We start from the raw sequence: 17,622 nt of genomic DNA, 5'->3' as shown, positions 1-17,622 counted from the left end.
GTGAAGGAGGTGGCCCGTTGCGGGAGCGTATGCACTTCTGCATACGCTCGCGATACGCACGGGTGCGTAGGATCTGAGCACATGGGAGCCCAGCCGTGCGCGTATTGATCGTCGAGGACGAGCCGTACCTCGCGGAGGCCGTCCGGGACGGGCTCCGCCTGGAGGCGATCCCCGCCGACATCGCGGGTGACGGCGACACCGCCCTCGAACTGTTGAGCATCAACGCGTACGACATCGCGGTGCTCGACCGTGACATCCCCGGACCTTCCGGTGACGACATCGCCCGGTCGATCGTCGCCTCCGGCAGCGGCATTCCGATTCTGATGCTGACCGCCGCCGACCGTCTCGACGACAAGGCGACCGGTTTCGAGATGGGTGCCGACGACTACCTCACCAAGCCGTTCGAGCTGCGGGAACTGGTGCTGCGCCTTCGCGCGCTCGACCGTCGAAGGCACCGATCCCGACCGCCGGTGCGCGAGCTCGCCGGGTTGCGCCTGGACCCGTTCCGGCGCGAGGTGTACCGCGACGACCGCTACGTCGCTCTGACCCGCAAGCAGTTCGCGGTCCTCGAGGTCCTGGTCGAAGCGGAGGGCGGGGTCGTGAGCGCCGAAGAGCTGTTGGAGCGCGCCTGGGACGAGAACGCAGATCCGTTCACCAACGCGGTCCGCATCACCGTGTCATCCCTGCGCAAGCGCCTGGGCGAACCGTGGCTGATCCTCACCGTCCCCGGCGTCGGGTACCGCATCGGGACGGATGCCGATGCCTAGACGCCGCGGCATGAGTGCCCGCCTCAAGCTCACGATCAGCTATGCCGGGATCGTCGTCGTGTCGGGGCTGCTGCTTCTTGCCGCGGTGTCCTTGTTCCTGCTGCGCTACGTGCCCGATGTGAACATCATCGCGGAGCCGTTCGTCCCCAACCGCTCCGACCTGATTCGCGCTTTCGTGCCGGTGGCGACTGCCGTGATGGTGGTGCTGCTGGCCATCGGCTTGGGGGGCGGCTGGCTCCTCGCCGGACGGATGCTGGCACCCCTGGACCGGATCAGCGATGCCGCGAAACTCGCGACGCAGGGCTCGCTGTCGCACCGCGTCGCCCTGGACGGCCCGCGCGACGAGTTCCGCGATCTGGCCGACGTGTTCGACTCCATGCTGGAGCAACTCGAGAGGCAAGTAGCCGAACAGCAGCGCTTCGCCGCCAACGCCTCACACGAGTTGCGCACGCCTTTGGCCATCTCGCAGGCGCTGCTGGAGGTGGCCCGCACCGATCCGGACCGCGACGTCGACGCTCTCATCGCACGCCTCGAAGAGGTGAACGCGCGGGCGGTCGAACTCACCGAGGCGCTGCTCGTACTCAGCCGAGCCGAGAGCCGCTCTTTTCCGCGTGAGCTCGTCGACCTGTCTCTGCTCGCCGAAGAAGCCGTCGAGATCCTGCTGCCGTTGGCGGACCGCCGAGGCGTCGCGGTCGAGGTGGGCGGAGCCCCGGCATCCGTCCTGGGGTCGTCGACTCTGCTGCAGCAACTCGTCACGAACCTCGTGCTCAATGCCGTGGTGCACAACCTGCCGTCGGGTGGAGCGGTGGCGGTGCGCACCCACGCCCTTCCCGAGGCGCTCGCACTGGTGATCGAGAACACCGGTGAGGTGATGCCCGTCGACCGGGTGGCGACTCTCACGGAGCCCTTCCAGCGCGGTGCCGACCGCGCCCGCAGCGCCGACCACGCCGGTGTCGGCCTCGGCCTCGCGATCGCCGAGCGCATCACTCAGGCGCACGGCGGCACGCTGGTCCTCACGCCGCGGGCGGAGGGCGGCCTGATCGTGACCGTCTGGTTGCCCCATCCGTACCCGGCGCCGTTGCGCTGAGCCGGGCGGGTGTCGGGCGGGTGTCGGGAGTTTTCACGGATGCAGGGCCGGAAAGCGGTTTCGGGCCCTGCATCCGTGCTGTCTCCCGACAGGTGTGATCGAAAACGTCAGGCGACGTTGCTCCCCCGGAGCGCGGCCAGCTCCTGGCCGTAGGTGCGCGCGTCGGACTCGGCGGCTTCCTTGAGTTCGAGGGCGGTGTCGGCGAACGCGTCGAGGGCCGGGTTCACGCCCACCAGGGTGAACGGACGCTGCACGACGCGGAGGTCGAGGCCCCAGACGTCGGCGAGCACGCGACGCAGCCAGCCGGTCGAGTGGTCCCAGCCGTCTTTCGGGGTTCCGGGGGCGTAGTTGCCGCCGAGGACCGTGACGAGAGTCGCGGGCTTGCCGCGCAGCGCCGTGCCACTGGGGTCGATGCGCGGGTCGGTGTACGCGAGGTCGAACCAGGTCTTGAAGTGCTGCGAGACGCCGTAGTTGTACAGCGGCACGGCGAACAGCAGCGCGTCGGCTCCGATGAGCTCGTCGGCGAAGGTCGTGGCCAGGGCACGTGCCTCGTTCTGCGCAGGGGTGCGCTGAGCCTCGTCCACGAAGCCACCGGTCACGGCGTCGGCCCAGGCGGTCGCGGGGACCGGGTCGGCGGCGAGGTCGCGGCGGAGCACGGTCGAGTCGGGGTGCGACGCGGTCCACTCGGCTTCGACGAGGTCGGCGAGCGAGCGGCTGGCGGACGACGCGGGAAGGATGCTGGCATCCAGGCGGAACAGGGACATGACTACCTCTCGTTTTCGTAGTCGCTAACTTTTTATTAGCGACGCTGGTTAACGTAGCACGAGTAGGATGTGAGCATGGCCGAGGTCAGCGAAGCGATCCAAGTGTGCGACGCCGCCGTCACACTGGCCTTCAGCGTGCTCGGAAAACGCTGGAACGGGATGATCGTCGCCTCGCTCGGCAGCGGTCCGTCGACCTTCGTGTCGCTGCGCCGCGCAGTGTCGGGCATCAGCGACACCGTGCTCTCCGACCGGCTGGCAGAACTCGCCGAGACCGGCCTCGTCGCGCGCACGGTCGATGCCGGCCCGCCGGTCACGGTCTCCTATGCCCTGACCGCGAGCGGCCGTGACCTGCTGCCGATCCTCGATCAGCTGGGCACCTGGGCGTCAGCCAACCTGGCGCAGCGCGCGCACTGAGTCGCGTCCCCCCACGCCCTACACGCCCTGCACGCCCCTCACCTGCATGACTGCGCGACGGACGCAGGCAGACATACCGAGGGCCCATAATGCATCCGGAGATTCCTCATGCACATGAAGCGCGGAACTCCGAAACCGGTCACTAGCACGCGTCACCAGGGGCTGGGTTCATAGTCCTTCAGGAAGACGCCGTGGATGTCTTCGCCGGCCTCGCCGCGGACGATCGGGTCGTAGACGCGGGCGGCACCGTCGACCAGGTCGAGCGGGGCATGGAACCCCTCCTCGGCGAGGCGGACCTTCGTGTAGTGCGGGCGCTCGTCGGTGATCCACCCGGTGTCGACGGCGGTCATCAGGATGCCGTCGGTCTCGAGCATCTCGCCGGCGCTGGTGCGCGTGAGCATGTTGAGCGCCGCCTTGGCCATGTTCGTGTGCGGATGCCCCGGTCCTTTGTACCGGCGGGAGAACTGCCCCTCCATCGCCGACACGTTCACCACGTACTTGCGATGCGCACCGGACGCAGCCATCGACGCCCGCAGGCGACTGATCAGGAGGAACGGCGCGGTGGTGTTCGCGAGCTGCACCTCGAGCATCTCCAGCGGGTCGACCTGCTCGATCGACTGCACCCAGCTGTTGACGCGGTTCACATCCGGCACGAGTCCGCCGGCATCGATCGCGGAACCGTCGGCGTGCTTCTCCAGCGACACCGACCCGGGTGCCATCGCGAGGCGCGCGAGATCCTCGGCGGTCAGCGCCTGCCCGCCCTGCTCGGCGACGGTCCCGCCGAGGGCGGCGACGGACAGCAGCGGATGCGCATCGACGGAGGCCTGCAGCGCCTGCGGGTGCGGATCGGCGGTGTGGCCGAAGGTCTCCATCTCGGGCAGCGGCCCGTCGGGGAGCGGTTGCAGCTCGGCATCCGCCAGCAGCGAGTAGGCCCCAGGGGATCGACGCACGGTCTGGGCGGCGTTGTTGATCAGGATGTCGAGGGGCCCCTGCGCCGCGACGGAATCCGCGAGCCCGATCACCTGGGCGGGGTCACGCAGGTCGATGCCGACCACTCGCAGGCGGTGCAGCCAGTCGGACGAGTCGGGAAGAGCCGAGAAACGGCGCACCGCATCGCGCGGGAATCGCGTCGTGATGGTCGTGTGCGCTCCGTCGCGGAGCAGCCGCAACGCGATGTGCATCCCGATCTTCGCCCGTCCGCCGGTGAGCAGGGCACGTTTGCCGGCAAGGTCGGTGCGGGCGTTGCGCTTGCCATGGCTGAACCGTGCGCAGTCCGGGCAGAGCTGGTGATAGAACGCGTCGACCACGGTGTACGGCTGCTTGCAGATGTAGCAGTTGCGAGGCTTGAGCAGCTCGCCTGCGATCGGCGCATCCGTGACGCTGGTCGCGAGATCGTTACCGCGGGTCTCGTCATCGATGCGGTCAGGGGCTCCGGTGGCGGTGCGGGCGACGACGGCCTTGTCGGCTTCGGCGATCGCATCGCGGATCTCCTTGCGGCGCACCCGCTTGACCGCCTTGAACATCGCCGCGGTCGCGTGGCGAACGGCGACGAAATCCGGATGCTCGTTGTCGATCTCGTGCAGCTGCGACAGGACGCGGAGCGTCGTGGCGAGATCGTCGGGTTCGATGCCGGCGCCCAGTACCTCGCGCACGGACTCCTGGAGTTCACGCGCGGGGTCGAGGGTTTCAGTCCCCTCTTCTGGGTCCCTGAGCTCGTCGAAGGATCCAGGTGCGTCGGTCATTGTGCCGATTTTACGCGAGTGTCCTGGGCATCAGCCGCCGGGCCGGTCGCTGCGGCGGATCGCGACGTGCGCCCCGACAGATTTCTGCGGCCACTCGCTGCGAAGCATCGACGAACGTTCACTGTTCGAACGTCGGCGGCCCGGCGTATCGTCGCAGCATGAGCAGCACAGCATCCGAACGCCACGGGGTCATCCCCTCCTACCTGCTTGCACGCCTGGCCGAGTCGGGCCGATTCCCCAAGGCCGCGGCAGCCGCACGACAGACGCTGACGGCGGGGCGCCCTCCGTTCCGCGCGCGCATCGACCTCTCGATCGATGAGAACGGCGACCTGGTGGCGCACCTCTCCGACGCTCCGAATCGCACGATCAGCGACGCCGGCAACACGCAGAACCTGCCGGGCATGGTGGTGCGGGGTGAAGACGACGCTCCGGTGGCCGACGCGTCGGTGAACGAGGCGTTCGACGGTCTCGGCGCGACCTTCGAGATGCTGCTGAGCTCGTTCGGGCGCAATTCGCTCGACGACGCCGGAGCCCCGCTCGAAGCGACCGTGCACTACGGCGTCGACTACGACAACGCGTTCTGGGACGGCGAGCGCATGGTGTTCGGCGACGGTGACGGCGAGGTGTTCCGCGGCTTCACCGCCTCGACCACCGTCATCGGGCACGAACTCGCCCACGGCGTCATCCAGCACACGGCGAACCTCGAATATCACGGACAGCCCGGTGCGCTGAACGAGTCGGTGGCCGATGTGCTGGGCGCTCTGACCGAACAGCACGCACTCGGCCAGAGCGCCGACCAGGCGACGTGGCTCATCGGTGCCGAGATCTTCACCGACGCGGTCCAGGGAAAGGCGCTGCGGTCGATGATCGAGCCCGGCACCGCCTACGACGACGACGAACTCGGCAAAGATCCGCAGCCCGCCCACATGAGCGATTTCGTCCGCACCACCGAAGACAACGGCGGCGTCCACATCAACTCCGGGATTCCCAACCGCGCGTTCGCGCTCTTCGCGCTCGACCTCGGCGGCAACGCCTGGGAGCGGGCCGGCACCGTCTGGTACCGCGCCCTCACGGGCGGGCTGTCCAGCACCGCCACCTTCACCGAGTTCGCCGACGCCACAGTGGCGGCCGCGGCGACCCTCGGAGATGACACCGCCATGGCCGCTCGACGCGCGTGGACGGCCGTGGGAGTCTATGAGAATGAGCGAGTCCCCTCCACCGACTGACCTGCGCGTCGTCATCGCCGTCGTGCGTACGGGTGGGTTCGCCGGCATCCGTCGTCAATGGCGCGTCGAGGCAGAGTCCCCCGACGCAGACGACTGGATCTCCCTCATAGACAGCTGCCCCTGGGATCAGGAGGCGGATGCTGCGACGGGCGCCGACCGCTTCGTCTGGCGGATCCGCGCGCGCACTCCGTCGGAGCGGCACGAGCGCGAACTGACCGACTCCGAGGTCGACGGGCCGTGGCGGGCACTGGTCGACGCTGTGCGCGAAGCTGCGAAATCCGACGACTGACCGCGCGCGATTCCCGGCGCCGACGGTGGGCCATCCGATCAATCGGGTGTGAATCCGGCATCGCAGCCGACAGGTGCGCGCAGAATGGGTCCCATGGGACTGTTTCAGCACCGCCCGGAAGAGCAAGAGAACCAGTGGGCCGGCCTTCCGTCTGAGCCGCTCGACCGGGGCTCCGACGTCCTCGACACCGCTCCGGTGGTCGACCCGATGACTCTCGGCCTGGGTGCGGAGGTGAGCTCGATCGTGTTCCCGGTGGCTCCGCCTCCTGCCGCCGCGTTCTCGATCGAGAGTCGCGAGCCGGACGAAGGCGACGAGCCCGAAGAAAGCGAAGAGAGCGACCAGAGCGACGACTCTGACGTCGGTGACGCCGACGACTCGCATGCCGGCTGACTCGTTCGAGCGCGTCCTCGCGACCCTCGGCCTGGATGCCGATCATCGGGACGCGGAACGGTCGTTCCGCGAAGCCGGGTGGCAGCCGTGTGGCGCCGGAGACTGGGCCATCGCCCTTCGCTCGCCCGATGGCGCCGTGGTCTCCCGGATCAGCCCGTTCGATCCGACCGGACCGTATGCTGCCCAGCTGTATCGTGATGCCGCCGCCACCCGCCAGGTCCCCACACTTTTCGCCCATCGCCGCCTTGCCGGCGGTGGCGACCTGCAGGTGCTGGAGTGGCTTCGTCCGGCCGAGGAGTCCGACGCCGCGGCTTTCCACGCCGCGATCGCCGCACGCGCACCCGAGGTCGCCGAGCTGACCGACATCATCCGTCGGATTCACGCTCGCGCGCAGGCGGAGCTTCCGTGGTGCGGCCCCCTCGACGAGAACCCGTCGAACGTGATGCGCGGCGGCGACGACCGGCTGGTCGTCATCGATCCGTACTACGCCGACGGCCCGAGCCTCTACGGAATGGCCGAGTCCGATCCGGATGCCGTCGCCGCCCGCATCCCCTCCGATCAGCGCCGCTTCCTGACCGAGATCCCGCTGACGTACTCCGGTCCGTGGCCAGAGGAGTCCCGCGAGAAGATGCGGCGCGGGCTCGAGGCGGCCGACGCCCGTCGAGCCCGCTGACATCGCCTCGACGTCCGGCGCCGCCGTCGGCCGCGGCTACGGTGGAGGGATGACGATCACCGCCGCCGCAGACGGCTCCGCCCTGGGCAACCCCGGCCCGAACGGGTGGGCCTGGTACATCGACGACGCGAACTGGGCGGCCGGCGGTTCCGCGCACGGCACCAACAACCAGGGCGAGCTGCAGGCCGTGCTCGAACTGTTGAAGGCCACGGCGGGCAGCGACGAGAAGCTGCACATCTGGTGCGACAGCCGCTACGTCATCGATTCCGTCACGAAGTGGATGCCGGGGTGGAAACGTCGCGGCTGGCGCAAGTCCGACGGAGGTCCGGTGCTCAACCGCGACCTGCTCGAGGGTATCGACGAAGCCATGCGTGGGCGCGACGTGGAATTCTCCTGGGTGAAGGGCCACGCCGGCGACGAACTCAACGAGGCCGCGGATGAGCGGGCGAACGCCGCAGCGAACGCCTACAAGAACAAGCAGGAACCGCGTCGAGGCCCTGGCTTCACCCGCGGGACGGATGCCGGAGCCGCGGTCGCGGCATCCGCACCGATCGCCGCATCCGCAGCACCTGCTTCGTCCGCAGCATCCGTCCCCACCGCCGTGACGGCGCGCACCGGGACGACGACGACCGCTCCTCCCGAGCCGCTGTGGGCCGAGGCCTCCGACCTGCTCGATGGGTTGGATGCGCCGTCTGCCGACCCGATCGACGTGCGGCTCACCCTCTCCGGCGACGAGCACGCGCGTCTGCGCGACCGAGCCGAGGCACAGGGCATCTCCCTGGAGCAGGCGCTTCGTCGGCTGATCTGACCGTTCGTGAGATGCGGTCGCAGGCGTACACTCGCAGCATGTCGACTCCCGCCCGCACCTTCGGCCGCGTCTTCCTGGGCGCGTCTCTCGTCTTCGCCGGCATCTCGCACCTGACCACCGCCCGCGAGGAGTTCCAGGCGCAGGTGCCCGAGTCGCTGCCGCTCGATCCCGACGTGACGGTCGTCGCCTCCGGCGTGGCGGAAGTCGCCCTCGGCTCAGCGCTGCTGTGGGCCCACGGCCACCGTCGACTCACCGGAACCGTCGCCGCCCTGTTCTTCCTCGCGGTCTTCCCCGGCAACGTCGCGCAGTGGATGCACCATCGCGACAGGTTCGGACTCGACACCGACATGAAGCGCTTCGGTCGCCTGTTCTTCCAGCCCGTGCTGATCGCGTTGTCGCTCTGGTCGACGCGCGAGCCGCGCCGCCGTCGCTGATCCTCAGAGCTTCTCCGGCCGCGCCCCGAGCCCCACGAACCGGCCGGTGATCCGGGTCAGCGCGGGGTGATCGCGCAGCATCCGAAGCGGCACCGGGAGTGGTGAGCCCGGCTCGGTCGTCACCAGCAGCGGTCTCTGCATCACACGCTGCACCGCCTGCGTGACGAGCACCGGCCACGCACGACGCCGCTGCACCCGCCGCAGGTCGGCAGCGTCCGGGATGCCTTTCTGCAGCACCGGACCCAGGATGCGCGCGGCGGCGACAGCGTCTTGAATGGCGAGGTTGATGCCGACGCCTCCCGCCGGAGACATGGCGTGGGCCGAGTCGCCGATGCAGAGCAGCCCGTCGACGTGCCAGCGACGCAGCCGTTCCAGGCGCACGCGCAGCACGTGGACGTCGGCGGGGGTGAGATGCCGGGCAGCCTGGCCGAGACGGGGCGAGATGCGGCCGAGGCGGTCGATCATCTTCCGCACGTCCTCGACGGATCCGGTCCAGGAGCCGGCCGGTATGACGTGCGCGACCTGGAAGAACTCCGTGCGATCGATCGTGATGATCATGCCGGCCCCCGCCTGGACGAACGGGTAGGTGTCTCCGTCGCGCTTCGGCAGGCGGAACCACAGCACGTCCATCGCGGCCGCGACGCCCGTCGGCACGAGCCCTGCGGCCGCACGCACCTCCGAATCGCGGCCCGAGGCATCGACGACGAGCCGCGCACGGATCTCGATCTCGCCATGCGGCCCGGGGCCGGTGATCCCGACGATCCGCCCCTCCTCCCGGATGACCGCATCGACGCGGGTCGAACGCCAGAGGTGGAAGCCGTCGTGACGATGCGCGGCTTCGGCGAGCAGGTCGAGGAAGTCCCACTGCGGCATGAAGGTCATGACCTTGCGTGCGGTCGGCAGGCGAGAGAAGTCGGCCAGGGTGAGTTCGGTCCCGTGCCAACTGAGCGTGACGCGCGACATGTCGGCGTGCGGCCTCGCAAGGAACTCATCGAGGAGCCCCAGTTCGCGGAGCAGCTCCTGCGTCGAAGGGTGAATCGTGTCGCCCCGGAAGTCGCGGAGGAAGTCGACATGCTTCTCGACCACGGTCACATCCAGGCCCTGCCGCGCGAGGAGCAGGCCGAGCATGAGTCCGGCCGGTCCTCCTCCGACGATGACGCAATCCGTTTCCTTCGGCATGTTCATAGGGCCAGCGTGCTCTTCCGGGTGGCACCATGCCACCATGGTCAATAATCGCCGCGGACGTCCCCGTGGGGAGTCCACCGCCCGCGATCGACTGATGGATGCTGCCCAGAAGCATTTCGACCGGGGTGACCTCCCCCGCCTCTCCTCCCGCGAGCTCGCCGCAGAAGTCGGCGTCAGCCACACGCTGGTCAATTACCACTTCGGTTCGCGCGACGGCCTGGTGTCGGCCGCGATCGCCCTGCGCGCTGCGCCGCACGATGTCATCGCCCTCTCACGCGACAGCGATGGCCAGGTCGACCTGTCACGTCTGGCCCACGGCATCCTCGCAGTGTGGGAGCATCCGGAGCACGGCGAGAGACTCGTCGAGTTCGCGCGCCGACTGGGCTCGGGAAGCGGGTCGGCGGACTCGATCAGCGCCTACATCGAGAACTCGGTCTTCCAGCCTCTCGTCGATGACTTCGGGCGCGAACACGCACGGCGGATGGCCGTCGCCATCGTCGGATTCCTCTTCGGAAGGTACGTGCTCGCGCTCCCGATGTTCCGTGCACTGTCCCGCGATGAAGCAGGACACCTCCTGCTCTCGATGATCCGCTGAGCCCGGATCCGTAGACTCGGCTGATGGCAAGGACGGTGACCGGGCGGTGAACGCGCGTACCGTCTTCGGCCTGCTCCGGCTGAGCGCCGCCGCCATCTGCCTGGTCGCGCTGATCCACCGACTGAGTTGGGGACTGGCGTCGAACACGATCGCCAGCCAGAACTTCTTCGCCTACCTCACCAATCAGTCCAACATCGCTTTCGTCGTGCTGCTGATCATCGGCGGCGTGATCGCGCTGCGGCGCCCCGATGACCCACGCTGGCTGACGGTCGCCCTGGCGATGGTGCTGTCGTGGACCATCACCGCCGGGCTCGTCTTCGCCCTCCTGGTGTGGCAGGCGGGTGAGCGCGGCATCCGCATCGATGTGCCGTGGTCGGATCAGGTGCTGCACTTCTGGCTGCCGGCCTGCACGATCGCCGCCTGGGCGCTGGCGCCAGGGCACCGCACCGTGCCTTGGCCAGTGGTCCCCGCCACCCTGGCGTATCCGATCCTCTGGGGCGTGGTGACCCTGTGGCGCGGGCCGCTCATCGGCTGGTATCCGTACTACTTCCTCGACCCTCGGCAGGTGAGCGGGCCGGCGGAGTTCCTGATGTTCTCGGGAATCGCTCTCGCCGTCTTCGCTCTGGTCGCGGCCGCGCTGGTCCTCATCAGTCGGCTGCCGGTCCGGGAGCGGTGGCGTGTGCCCGGGGGCGCCGGCCAGACGGAGGCGGCCGCTCAGACGTAGACGGCTAGCGCGGCGAGGGCCGACTCGAGCGCGGCGGTGTCGTCGAGGGCCGCGAATTCGTCCGCTGCGTCGCCGCCGACGATTCCGACGAGGATGCTCTCGCCTGTCGCAGGACGCAGGTTGATCCAGGTGCGGATCGCGACGTCGGAGCCCACGGTGTGCCAGATCGCCGCGTCCGATTCCCAGAACGCTTCGTCGAAGTTCAGCCAGATGGTCTCGATCCGCCCCATGCCGAGGGCGGTGATCGCGTTGCGGTTGACGAAGGGCAACGGCGGCTCGAACTCGATGTCCTGCTCCTGCAGCACGCCGAGCGGGACCGTGACGACGACCCGGTCGAACGACAGGGCCTCCCCGGTGCCGAGGCGCACGCTCACGCCCGTGTCGTCGTGAGTGATGTTGCTCACGGGAGAGGACAGCGACACCCGGACGCCGTCGAGCGCGTGTTCGATGAGGGGCGTCAGGCTGTCGCGGGCCGCCTCGACAGTCGTGGGAGGAAGGGGCGGAGGGAACCAGCTGGAGAGGTCAGCGGCATCCGCGCCCGAGGTCGTCGTGAGGAACGCGAGGAGGGCGGCGGTGGCGGGATCCTCGGGGTCGCCACCTGCGGCGACCAGTGCATCCGCCAGCGAGACGTCGGTGGGTCCGGCCTGTGCTGACGCGATCGCGGCTTCCAGGGGCTGGTCGTCGACCGGTTCGATGTCACCGTCCGGCGCATGCCACTGTGCGCCGGCGAGGTCGACCACCCCGATCTCGCGGTCGTCCAACCGTTCACGCAAGTCTTCGTCGACGTCACCGAACAGCCATGCGCCGAGCTGAACCGGCACCGGCCACGCGTCATCGGTCACGCTGTGGATGCGTCCGCCGATGCGGTCGCGCGCCTCGAAGGCGGTCACCTGCAGGTCGGCGGCGGCGAGACGCGCTGCCGCCGTGGCGCCGGCGAGACCCGCACCGATCACGGCGACCCGCTCGCCGGGCTCCGCCTGCTCCTCGACCTCGTCCGCCGCACGGGAACCGGAGCGGATCGCGGCCCGCATCGTTCCGGGGTTCTCCTCCTCGGTGGCTTCGCCCGCGAAGAAGAGGCGGTCGTCGACCGGGCGGGCGAGTTGGGAGCGGGTCTCGGCGAGGACGCCGACGGGCGTGAAGCTGACGGCTCCGTAGGCGAAGGGGTCGGTCGTCCAGGAGCTGCGCAGGCGGAGAGTCGGCTGTGGAACGCCCGGCTGCGGTTGTGGCTCGCGGGTGGGCGTGGGGGTCGGTGTCGTCTCGGGTTCCGGTGTGCACGAGGCGAGCAGCACCGAGACGGCGCCCGCTCCGGCGCCCAGGAGCAGTGTGCGGCGCGTGATCCTCATCGTGTCGCCACTTTATCCCGCCGCGGACGCGCGAGCGAGTGCATCCGCGGCTCTGCGCCGCGCCGCTTCAGGCAGACGCGCCGGATCAGGCAGTCTCCGAGGGAAACTGCCTGATCCGGCGAGGGCTGTCGCGGCGTGGGGGTGGGCGATCAGACGGTGAGGAGCTCGCTCTCGAGTCGCGCGTACGAGGCCTCCATGCCGTCGGTCATGCCCGTGGCGAGGATCATGTCGCGTGTCTCGACGTCGGGATACTCGATCAGGATCGTGATGAGCGTCGCCCCATCCTCCTCGTAGAGGTTGAGGTCGTTGAGGGTCTCCGTCGGCACGCCCTGCATCCGCTCGGTGGTCACCGAGCGGCGGGGTGCGTCGACGAGCAGCGCCTCCCCTTCGAACCCGAACGGCTCGCCCTCGGTGTCGCCCACGGGCGCCCAGGACGTGCGGTACGACTGGCCGGCCTCGGTGGCGACGGTGCACTCCGTCATCTCCCAGCCGTCCGGTCCGAGCATCCACTGCTTCATCAAATCCGGCTCGTTGTGCGCACGCCAGACCAGATCGCGGGGGCCCTCGACCAGACGCGTGATGCGCACGTGCGTGTCGTCGAGCAACTCGACCTGCGTCCCCCTGCCCTGCGCGTACTCGCGAAGATCCTGCAGGACGGCATCCAACTGCGCCATCGCCATCTTCGTGCCCTCGACGGCGCCCATCGAGACGACCTGCTCCAGTGCCTCGGTGGAAGCGAAATGGCTCTGCGTGACCATCCGCGTGCCGTCGGCCGTGGGCTCGAAGGTGAACGTCATCCGCATCGACGGGAGGGAGTCGACCGGCGTGCCGTCTTCTTCGGCGAACGAGTCGATGACCTCGAAGCGGTGCGGCGCCTCGATGGCGAGGAACTCCCAGGTGCCGGATGACGTCTCACCCCGCGGACCGTTCATCGTGTAGACGGCTCGGCCGCCGACGGTGTGGTCCCAGGTCGAGAAGGTCGCGGGCCATCCGGGAGGGCCCCAGAAGCGCTCGAGCTGTGCCGGGTCGCTGTACGCGTTCCAGACGCGATCGACGGATGCTGCGAGATCGGCCACGACCGTCATGGTCAGGTTCTCGGCATCGGTGGTGACTTCGGTGACGGGCATTTTCAGTCTCCTTCTTGGTTTCGTGCGTTCTTGTTGTTGTTCTCGGGGTCGGTTTCCGCGCCTGCGTTCGACGAACCAGCCAGCAGGTCGTCGAGCCGCGCGATGCGCGACCGCCACAGTTCTTCGTATCGGGCGAGAAGCACCCTGGCGCGGGCGATCATCTCGGGGTTCGCGCGGACGAGCCGCTCGCGTCCCTCGGCGCGCTTGACGATGAGGTTCGCGGCCTCGAGCACGGCGACGTGCTTCTGGACTGCGGCGAACGACATGTCGTATTCGGAGGCGAGGGTCGAGACGGACTGCTCCCGCTCGATCGTCCGGCGCAGGATGTCACGCCGGGTCGACGTCGCCAATGCGTGGAACACACGGTCGACCTCCGCTTCGCTCAGTTCTCTTTGTGCAACCATTTGGTTGTACGTTATGCCTGAGTGGGAGCTGTGTCAAGAGGTACTTTGTCGACGGCACGTCGGCACGCAAGTCCATCCACGTGAATCCATCTACCCGAAATCGGACGTAGGGTGGAGAGAAGGACGGACCGTCCGAGAAGATCTCCCGGCACCGTGCCCGCCCGGAAGTGGAGTCTCTCGTGGCTCAGTACGACGTCTCGAACCGCTCGGCGATCGTGACGGGAGCGGGAAGCGGCATCGGACGCGCGACCGCCCTGCTGCTCGCGCAGAACGGCGCATCCGTGGTCGTCAATGACCTGAACGCCGAAAACGCGCACGCCGTCGTCGACGAGATCCGCGCCGCCGGCGGCATCGCGGAAGCGTCCGTCGGCGACGCGACGGACGTGTCGTGGATCGCCTCGTCGGTCGAACTCGCGAACACCCTCGCGCCACTGCGCATCGGCGTCAACAACGCCGGAATCGGCGGCGCCTCCGCCCCCACCGCCGAGTATGAGGACGAGGCCTGGGACAAGGTCATCGCCATCAACCTCAACGCCGTCTTCCGCAACATGAAGGCGCAGATCCCGTCGATCCTCGCGAACGGCGGTGGATCAGTCGTCAACATCGCGTCGATCCTCGGCAGCGTCGGCTTCGCGAACTCCCCGGCCTACGTCACCGCCAAGCACGGCGTCGTCGGCATGACGAAGTCCGCCGCACTCGAGTACTCCGCGCAGGGCGTGCGGGTGAACTCCGTGGGCCCCGGCTTCATCGATACCCCGCTGCTCGCCACGATGGATTCCGACGCACGAGAGTTCCTCGTCAGCAAGCACCCGATCGGACGGCTGGGCCAGGCCGACGAGGTCGCGAACCTCATCGCCTTCCTCGCGAGCGACGCAGCCAGCTTCATCACCGGCAGCTACCATCTGGTCGACGGCGGATACACCGCGCCCTGACCGGCTTTCTGTCGGGACCGCTTGTCCGTCCGCTTGCGCACCGCTTGTCAAGGCGGTATTCCTGCCGCGTGGGACGCGCGACGATGCGATCGCCAGCGCCCCTTCAGAAGCGAGGAGAAGCATGCCGAACAGCAACGTCGAGACGTCCCCGCAGGATGCTGAGAGTGATTCGACCCGCTCGACCCTGAGCGCTGAGCCGGTGGCGTCCCTCACCTCCCGGCTCGGCGGGTGGCTGTTACGCGGTGGCATCGCGGTGCTGCTTCTCCTGCGACGCCCCAGACCCATTCACTCACGCGGGGCGGTCTTCGAGGGGGAGATGACCGCCCTGCGTCGAGGTGCGACGTCGGGGATCGGGTGGATCGATGATCCGCCGGACGGTCCGGTCACGATCGTCGCGCGGGTATCACGCTCGGTCGGACTGCCTTCCCTGCTTCCCGATGTCTACGGCATCGGCATCCGCTGGGAGCATGACGGGGCGCCCGTCGACCTGCAACTCTCCTCCACCGGCATCGGCTTCCCCGGGCGGTACCTGCTGATGCCGAGGCTGACCCTGTCGCGCGCCGTGCTGAGCAGCGTGCTGCCGTATCGCACGGCTCGCGGTCCTGTCCTCCTGTGCGCCAGGACCGTCCCCGCACGACGGCTCCCCGGTGATCTGGCAGCCCTCCGGCAGAGCGTGGACGAGAAGCCGTGGACGCTGCGTCTGTACTTCGCCTCTCCGCGGGGGAAATGGCATCCGTTCGCCGACGCGCGCTTGTCCCGATCCCGCCCCGATGATGATCCGGATCTGCGCTTCGACATCGACACGAATCCTCTTCCGGGCGCAGCAACCTATCCCTGGGTGCGAGCGCTGCGGCAACCGTCGTACCGGCTCTCTCAGCGAGGATGATCGGGACCATACCCCGGGGCTAGACGCGGTGAGTACCCCAGTAGCTATCGACGCTGCGTGCCGCATACCTACGCTGACGGCATGCGCTCCCCCTCCCTTGTCCTTTCCGCTTCCGTCCTCGCCTTCGCCGCCGTCGCCGCGCTGTCAGGCTGCGCGTCTCTGACGTCCGGGCCTGCCGTCACTCAAGAGCGCGACATCACGGACGTCGACGCCGTGCATCTGGACACCTCCGGAGACCTCACGATCACCCTCGGTGCGACACCGTCACTGACCGTGACTGCCGGGGATCAGATCATCGACCGCCTCACCGACGTCGTCGAAGACGGGGTGCTGCGGCTGGGGATGGAGGGTGAGCCGATGCTCCTCGACGGTGACATCCGATACGAACTGACGGTCTCATCCCTCGAATCCCTCACCGTCACGGGTTCCGGTGACGCGTCCATCGATCTCTCGGACGCTGATGAACCCGCCGTCACGGTCCGCGGTTCCGGCCACGTCGACGCATCCGGAATCGATGCGACAGAGGCGGCTCTCACGATCGAGGGGTCCGGAGCCATCACAGCCCACGATGTCGCAGTCGAGAGCCTGACGGTACGGGTGGACGACTCGGGCGAGGTCACCGTCGACGGCGTCGCGCGCACACAGCGCGTCGAGATCGACGGCTCGGGCGGGTATCACGGCGCCGACCTCCGCAGCACGGACGCATCCATCACTGTTCGCGGCTCGGGCGGCGCCACCGTGACAGCCGACGAGACGCTCGAGGCGGTCGTCGACGGCAGCGGTCTCATCACGCACGACGGCGATGCCCACGTCACCGAGAAGGTGACCGGTTCCGGTGGCGTCACCCGACGCTGATCGCCCCCAGAAGACCATCGACACAACCAACGCACGAGGAGCACGACGATGACCAACCAGACGCCCGACCACCGACCTCCCACCCTTCACAGAGCCACTCCGACCGCGGCGCAGACCGCCCCTCTCCGACCCTGGGTTCGGACGACCATCCTGGTCGTCGGATTCGCGGTCGCCATGCTCGCCACGAACTCCGTCGCTTCCTCCCTCGAGAACCCGGTGGCCAGCCTCGTCATCGGTCCGCTTCTCGCGGCTGCCATGATGTGGCTCTATGTCTGGGTGGGGATCCGCTTCGAGAAGCGGAGCGTGGCGGAGGTCGATCCCCGAGCGGGCGTGCGCCATCTGCAGTGGGGCATCGCCGGCGGAGTGACCCTCGCAGCGGTGACGATCGGCCTCCTTGCCCTCTTCGGCGTGTACCAGATCACCGGGTGGGGATCAGTCACCGGTGCGCTCGCCGTGGTGGGCATGATGTGTGCCGTCGCGGTCGCCGAAGAGGTGTTCTTCCGAGGCGTCGTGTTCCGTCTGCTCCGCAGTCGATGGGGAGTCATCGTGGCGCTCATCGTGTCGTCGGCGATCTTCGGACTGCTCCATCTGATCAATCCCGGCGCCTCCCTCAACGGAGCGCTCGCCGTCGCGATCGAGGCCGGACTCATGCTCGGAGCGGCGTACCTGCTCACGGGATCCTTGTGGCTCGCGATCGGCCTGCACTTCGGGTGGAACGTCGCCATCGGCGGAATCTTCGGCACGGTGGTCTCGGGCTCTGATGCCAGCGATTCGCTCTTCACTGCGACGACCGCCGGTCCAGACTGGCTCACCGGGGGGAGCTTCGGCCCGGAAGCCAGCATCGTCGCCATCGTCGTGTGCTCCGTCGCAACCGTGGCGTTCCTCTTCGCCGCGCACCACCGGAGCCGGCTGGCGCGATAAGCGCTTCGGCGGTCACCGGCTCCGCCGACATGGCGGGCTTCGCCGGGTGAACGCAG

At 68.6% G+C, this 17,622-nt stretch carries 21 protein-coding genes; 15 read left to right on the top strand and 6 right to left on the bottom strand.

Features of this window, described 5'->3' with window-relative positions:
* Positions 1–95: 95 nt before the first annotated feature.
* Both D7252_RS06540 and D7252_RS06535 read left to right on the top strand, forming a co-directional pair.
* Positions 96–767 (top strand): response regulator transcription factor, encoded by a 672-nt coding sequence (locus D7252_RS06540; protein ID WP_120774638.1) that lies wholly within the window; start codon positions 96–98, stop codon positions 765–767.
* Between the two features lie 10 nt (positions 768–777).
* A complete protein-coding gene (locus tag D7252_RS06535; RefSeq protein WP_120774637.1) occupies positions 778–1,854 on the top strand; it encodes a HAMP domain-containing sensor histidine kinase in 1,077 nt (358 codons plus the stop codon).
* A 107-nt stretch (positions 1,855–1,961) separates the two neighbouring features.
* On the opposite strand, the gene D7252_RS06530 is transcribed toward D7252_RS06535, so the two are convergent.
* Positions 1,962–2,618: an FMN-dependent NADH-azoreductase gene (locus D7252_RS06530; RefSeq protein ID WP_120774636.1), complete on the bottom strand. Its 657-nt coding sequence runs from the start codon at positions 2,616–2,618 to the stop codon at positions 1,962–1,964.
* A gap of 75 nt (positions 2,619–2,693) precedes the next feature.
* Between D7252_RS06530 and D7252_RS06525 the strand changes: the two genes are divergently transcribed.
* Entirely contained in the window at positions 2,694–3,032 is a 339-nt protein-coding gene (locus D7252_RS06525; RefSeq protein WP_120774635.1) for a helix-turn-helix domain-containing protein, read from the top strand.
* A 152-nt stretch (positions 3,033–3,184) separates the two neighbouring features.
* On the opposite strand, the gene D7252_RS06520 is transcribed toward D7252_RS06525, so the two are convergent.
* The gene (locus tag D7252_RS06520; RefSeq protein ID WP_251050655.1) at positions 3,185–4,774 is read right to left on the bottom strand and encodes an SDR family NAD(P)-dependent oxidoreductase; all 1,590 of its coding nucleotides are present in this window, start codon (positions 4,772–4,774) and stop codon (positions 3,185–3,187) included.
* Positions 4,775–4,932: 158 nt separating this feature from the next.
* Here D7252_RS06520 and D7252_RS06515 point away from each other — a divergent pair, with 158 nt between their 5' ends.
* The 6 genes from D7252_RS06515 to D7252_RS06490 all read left to right on the top strand — a co-directional run bounded on the left by D7252_RS06515 (position 4,933) and on the right by D7252_RS06490 (position 8,594).
* Positions 4,933–6,000: a M4 family metallopeptidase gene (locus D7252_RS06515; protein ID WP_120774634.1), complete on the top strand. Its 1,068-nt coding sequence runs from the start codon at positions 4,933–4,935 to the stop codon at positions 5,998–6,000.
* Positions 5,975–6,289, top strand: coding sequence for a protealysin inhibitor emfourin (locus D7252_RS06510; protein WP_120774633.1), 315 nt, complete (start codon positions 5,975–5,977; stop codon positions 6,287–6,289). The genes D7252_RS06515 and D7252_RS06510 overlap by 26 nt, the downstream gene beginning before the upstream one ends.
* A gap of 93 nt (positions 6,290–6,382) precedes the next feature.
* Entirely contained in the window at positions 6,383–6,679 is a 297-nt protein-coding gene (locus tag D7252_RS06505; RefSeq protein ID WP_120774632.1) for a hypothetical protein, read from the top strand.
* Entirely contained in the window at positions 6,651–7,352 is a 702-nt protein-coding gene (locus D7252_RS06500) for a hypothetical protein (protein ID WP_147406700.1), read from the top strand. The genes D7252_RS06505 and D7252_RS06500 overlap by 29 nt, the downstream gene beginning before the upstream one ends.
* 49 nt (positions 7,353–7,401) lie before the next feature.
* Positions 7,402–8,160 carry a ribonuclease H gene (locus D7252_RS06495; protein WP_120774630.1) on the top strand — a complete coding sequence of 253 codons (759 nt, stop codon included), beginning with the start codon at positions 7,402–7,404 and terminating at the stop codon, positions 8,158–8,160.
* A gap of 38 nt (positions 8,161–8,198) precedes the next feature.
* Positions 8,199–8,594 (top strand): MauE/DoxX family redox-associated membrane protein, encoded by a 396-nt coding sequence (locus tag D7252_RS06490; protein WP_120776846.1) that lies wholly within the window; start codon positions 8,199–8,201, stop codon positions 8,592–8,594.
* Positions 8,595–8,597: 3 nt separating this feature from the next.
* On the opposite strand, the gene D7252_RS06485 is transcribed toward D7252_RS06490, so the two are convergent.
* The gene (locus D7252_RS06485; RefSeq protein WP_251050654.1) at positions 8,598–9,779 is read right to left on the bottom strand and encodes an FAD-dependent oxidoreductase; all 1,182 of its coding nucleotides are present in this window, start codon (positions 9,777–9,779) and stop codon (positions 8,598–8,600) included.
* A gap of 37 nt (positions 9,780–9,816) precedes the next feature.
* On the opposite strand from D7252_RS06485, the gene D7252_RS06480 reads away from it, so the two are divergent.
* Together D7252_RS06480 and D7252_RS06475 are read left to right on the top strand one after the other, a co-directional pair.
* Positions 9,817–10,374 (top strand): TetR/AcrR family transcriptional regulator, encoded by a 558-nt coding sequence (locus D7252_RS06480; RefSeq protein WP_183055202.1) that lies wholly within the window; start codon positions 9,817–9,819, stop codon positions 10,372–10,374.
* Between the two features lie 46 nt (positions 10,375–10,420).
* Positions 10,421–11,098, top strand: coding sequence for a Pr6Pr family membrane protein (locus D7252_RS06475; protein WP_120774627.1), 678 nt, complete (start codon positions 10,421–10,423; stop codon positions 11,096–11,098).
* Here D7252_RS06475 and D7252_RS06470 read toward each other — a convergent pair.
* The 3 genes from D7252_RS06470 to D7252_RS06460 all read right to left on the bottom strand — a co-directional run bounded on the left by D7252_RS06470 (position 11,089) and on the right by D7252_RS06460 (position 13,972).
* Positions 11,089–12,441, bottom strand: coding sequence for an FAD-dependent oxidoreductase (locus tag D7252_RS06470; RefSeq protein WP_120774626.1), 1,353 nt, complete (start codon positions 12,439–12,441; stop codon positions 11,089–11,091). The two genes, D7252_RS06475 and D7252_RS06470, sit on opposite strands and share 10 nt — an antisense overlap.
* Positions 12,442–12,590: 149 nt before the next feature.
* A complete protein-coding gene (locus D7252_RS06465; RefSeq protein WP_120774625.1) occupies positions 12,591–13,568 on the bottom strand; it encodes an SRPBCC family protein in 978 nt (325 codons plus the stop codon).
* Between the two features lie 2 nt (positions 13,569–13,570).
* Positions 13,571–13,972: a metalloregulator ArsR/SmtB family transcription factor gene (locus D7252_RS06460; protein WP_120774624.1), complete on the bottom strand. Its 402-nt coding sequence runs from the start codon at positions 13,970–13,972 to the stop codon at positions 13,571–13,573.
* A 179-nt stretch (positions 13,973–14,151) separates the two neighbouring features.
* Here D7252_RS06460 and D7252_RS06455 point away from each other — a divergent pair, with 179 nt between their 5' ends.
* The 4 genes from D7252_RS06455 to D7252_RS06440 all read left to right on the top strand — a co-directional run bounded on the left by D7252_RS06455 (position 14,152) and on the right by D7252_RS06440 (position 17,566).
* Positions 14,152–14,904 carry an SDR family NAD(P)-dependent oxidoreductase gene (locus D7252_RS06455; RefSeq protein WP_120774623.1) on the top strand — a complete coding sequence of 251 codons (753 nt, stop codon included), beginning with the start codon at positions 14,152–14,154 and terminating at the stop codon, positions 14,902–14,904.
* 121 nt (positions 14,905–15,025) lie between these two features.
* Positions 15,026–15,790, top strand: a complete 765-nt coding sequence (locus D7252_RS06450) for a hypothetical protein (protein ID WP_120774622.1) — start codon at positions 15,026–15,028, stop codon at positions 15,788–15,790.
* Positions 15,791–15,871: 81 nt separating this feature from the next.
* Complete coding sequence (locus D7252_RS06445) at positions 15,872–16,645, top strand: GIN domain-containing protein (RefSeq protein ID WP_120774621.1); 774 nt, start codon at positions 15,872–15,874, stop codon at positions 16,643–16,645.
* Between the two features lie 48 nt (positions 16,646–16,693).
* A complete protein-coding gene (locus D7252_RS06440; protein WP_120774620.1) occupies positions 16,694–17,566 on the top strand; it encodes a CPBP family intramembrane glutamic endopeptidase in 873 nt (290 codons plus the stop codon).
* Positions 17,567–17,622: the final 56 nt, after the last annotated feature.

This window comes from Microbacterium sp. CGR2, assembly GCF_003626735.1.
In the GTDB taxonomy this organism is placed as follows: Bacteria; Actinomycetota; Actinomycetes; order Actinomycetales; family Microbacteriaceae; genus Microbacterium.
The sequence above is the reverse complement of the archived record's forward strand: the minus strand, read 5'-3'. Positions and strand labels throughout refer to the sequence as shown.

Coding starts and splice junctions, on each gene's coding strand:
- D7252_RS06535 (WP_120774637.1), top strand. CDS start 778: ATGAGTGCCCGCCTCAAGCTCACGATCAGCTATGCCGGGATCGTCGTC.
- D7252_RS06530 (WP_120774636.1), bottom strand. CDS start 2,618: ATGTCCCTGTTCCGCCTGGATGCCAGCATCCTTCCCGCGTCGTCCGCC.
- D7252_RS06525 (WP_120774635.1), top strand. CDS start 2,694: ATGGCCGAGGTCAGCGAAGCGATCCAAGTGTGCGACGCCGCCGTCACA.
- D7252_RS06520 (WP_251050655.1), bottom strand. CDS start 4,774: ATGACCGACGCACCTGGATCCTTCGACGAGCTCAGGGACCCAGAAGAG.
- D7252_RS06515 (WP_120774634.1), top strand. CDS start 4,933: ATGAGCAGCACAGCATCCGAACGCCACGGGGTCATCCCCTCCTACCTG.
- D7252_RS06510 (WP_120774633.1), top strand. CDS start 5,975: ATGAGCGAGTCCCCTCCACCGACTGACCTGCGCGTCGTCATCGCCGTC.
- D7252_RS06505 (WP_120774632.1), top strand. CDS start 6,383: ATGGGACTGTTTCAGCACCGCCCGGAAGAGCAAGAGAACCAGTGGGCC.
- D7252_RS06495 (WP_120774630.1), top strand. CDS start 7,402: ATGACGATCACCGCCGCCGCAGACGGCTCCGCCCTGGGCAACCCCGGC.
- D7252_RS06490 (WP_120776846.1), top strand. CDS start 8,199: ATGTCGACTCCCGCCCGCACCTTCGGCCGCGTCTTCCTGGGCGCGTCT.
- D7252_RS06485 (WP_251050654.1), bottom strand. CDS start 9,779: ATGAACATGCCGAAGGAAACGGATTGCGTCATCGTCGGAGGAGGACCG.
- D7252_RS06480 (WP_183055202.1), top strand. CDS start 9,817: ATGGTCAATAATCGCCGCGGACGTCCCCGTGGGGAGTCCACCGCCCGC.
- D7252_RS06470 (WP_120774626.1), bottom strand. CDS start 12,441: ATGAGGATCACGCGCCGCACACTGCTCCTGGGCGCCGGAGCGGGCGCC.
- D7252_RS06465 (WP_120774625.1), bottom strand. CDS start 13,568: ATGCCCGTCACCGAAGTCACCACCGATGCCGAGAACCTGACCATGACG.
- D7252_RS06460 (WP_120774624.1), bottom strand. CDS start 13,972: ATGGTTGCACAAAGAGAACTGAGCGAAGCGGAGGTCGACCGTGTGTTC.
- D7252_RS06450 (WP_120774622.1), top strand. CDS start 15,026: ATGCCGAACAGCAACGTCGAGACGTCCCCGCAGGATGCTGAGAGTGAT.
- D7252_RS06445 (WP_120774621.1), top strand. CDS start 15,872: ATGCGCTCCCCCTCCCTTGTCCTTTCCGCTTCCGTCCTCGCCTTCGCC.
- D7252_RS06440 (WP_120774620.1), top strand. CDS start 16,694: ATGACCAACCAGACGCCCGACCACCGACCTCCCACCCTTCACAGAGCC.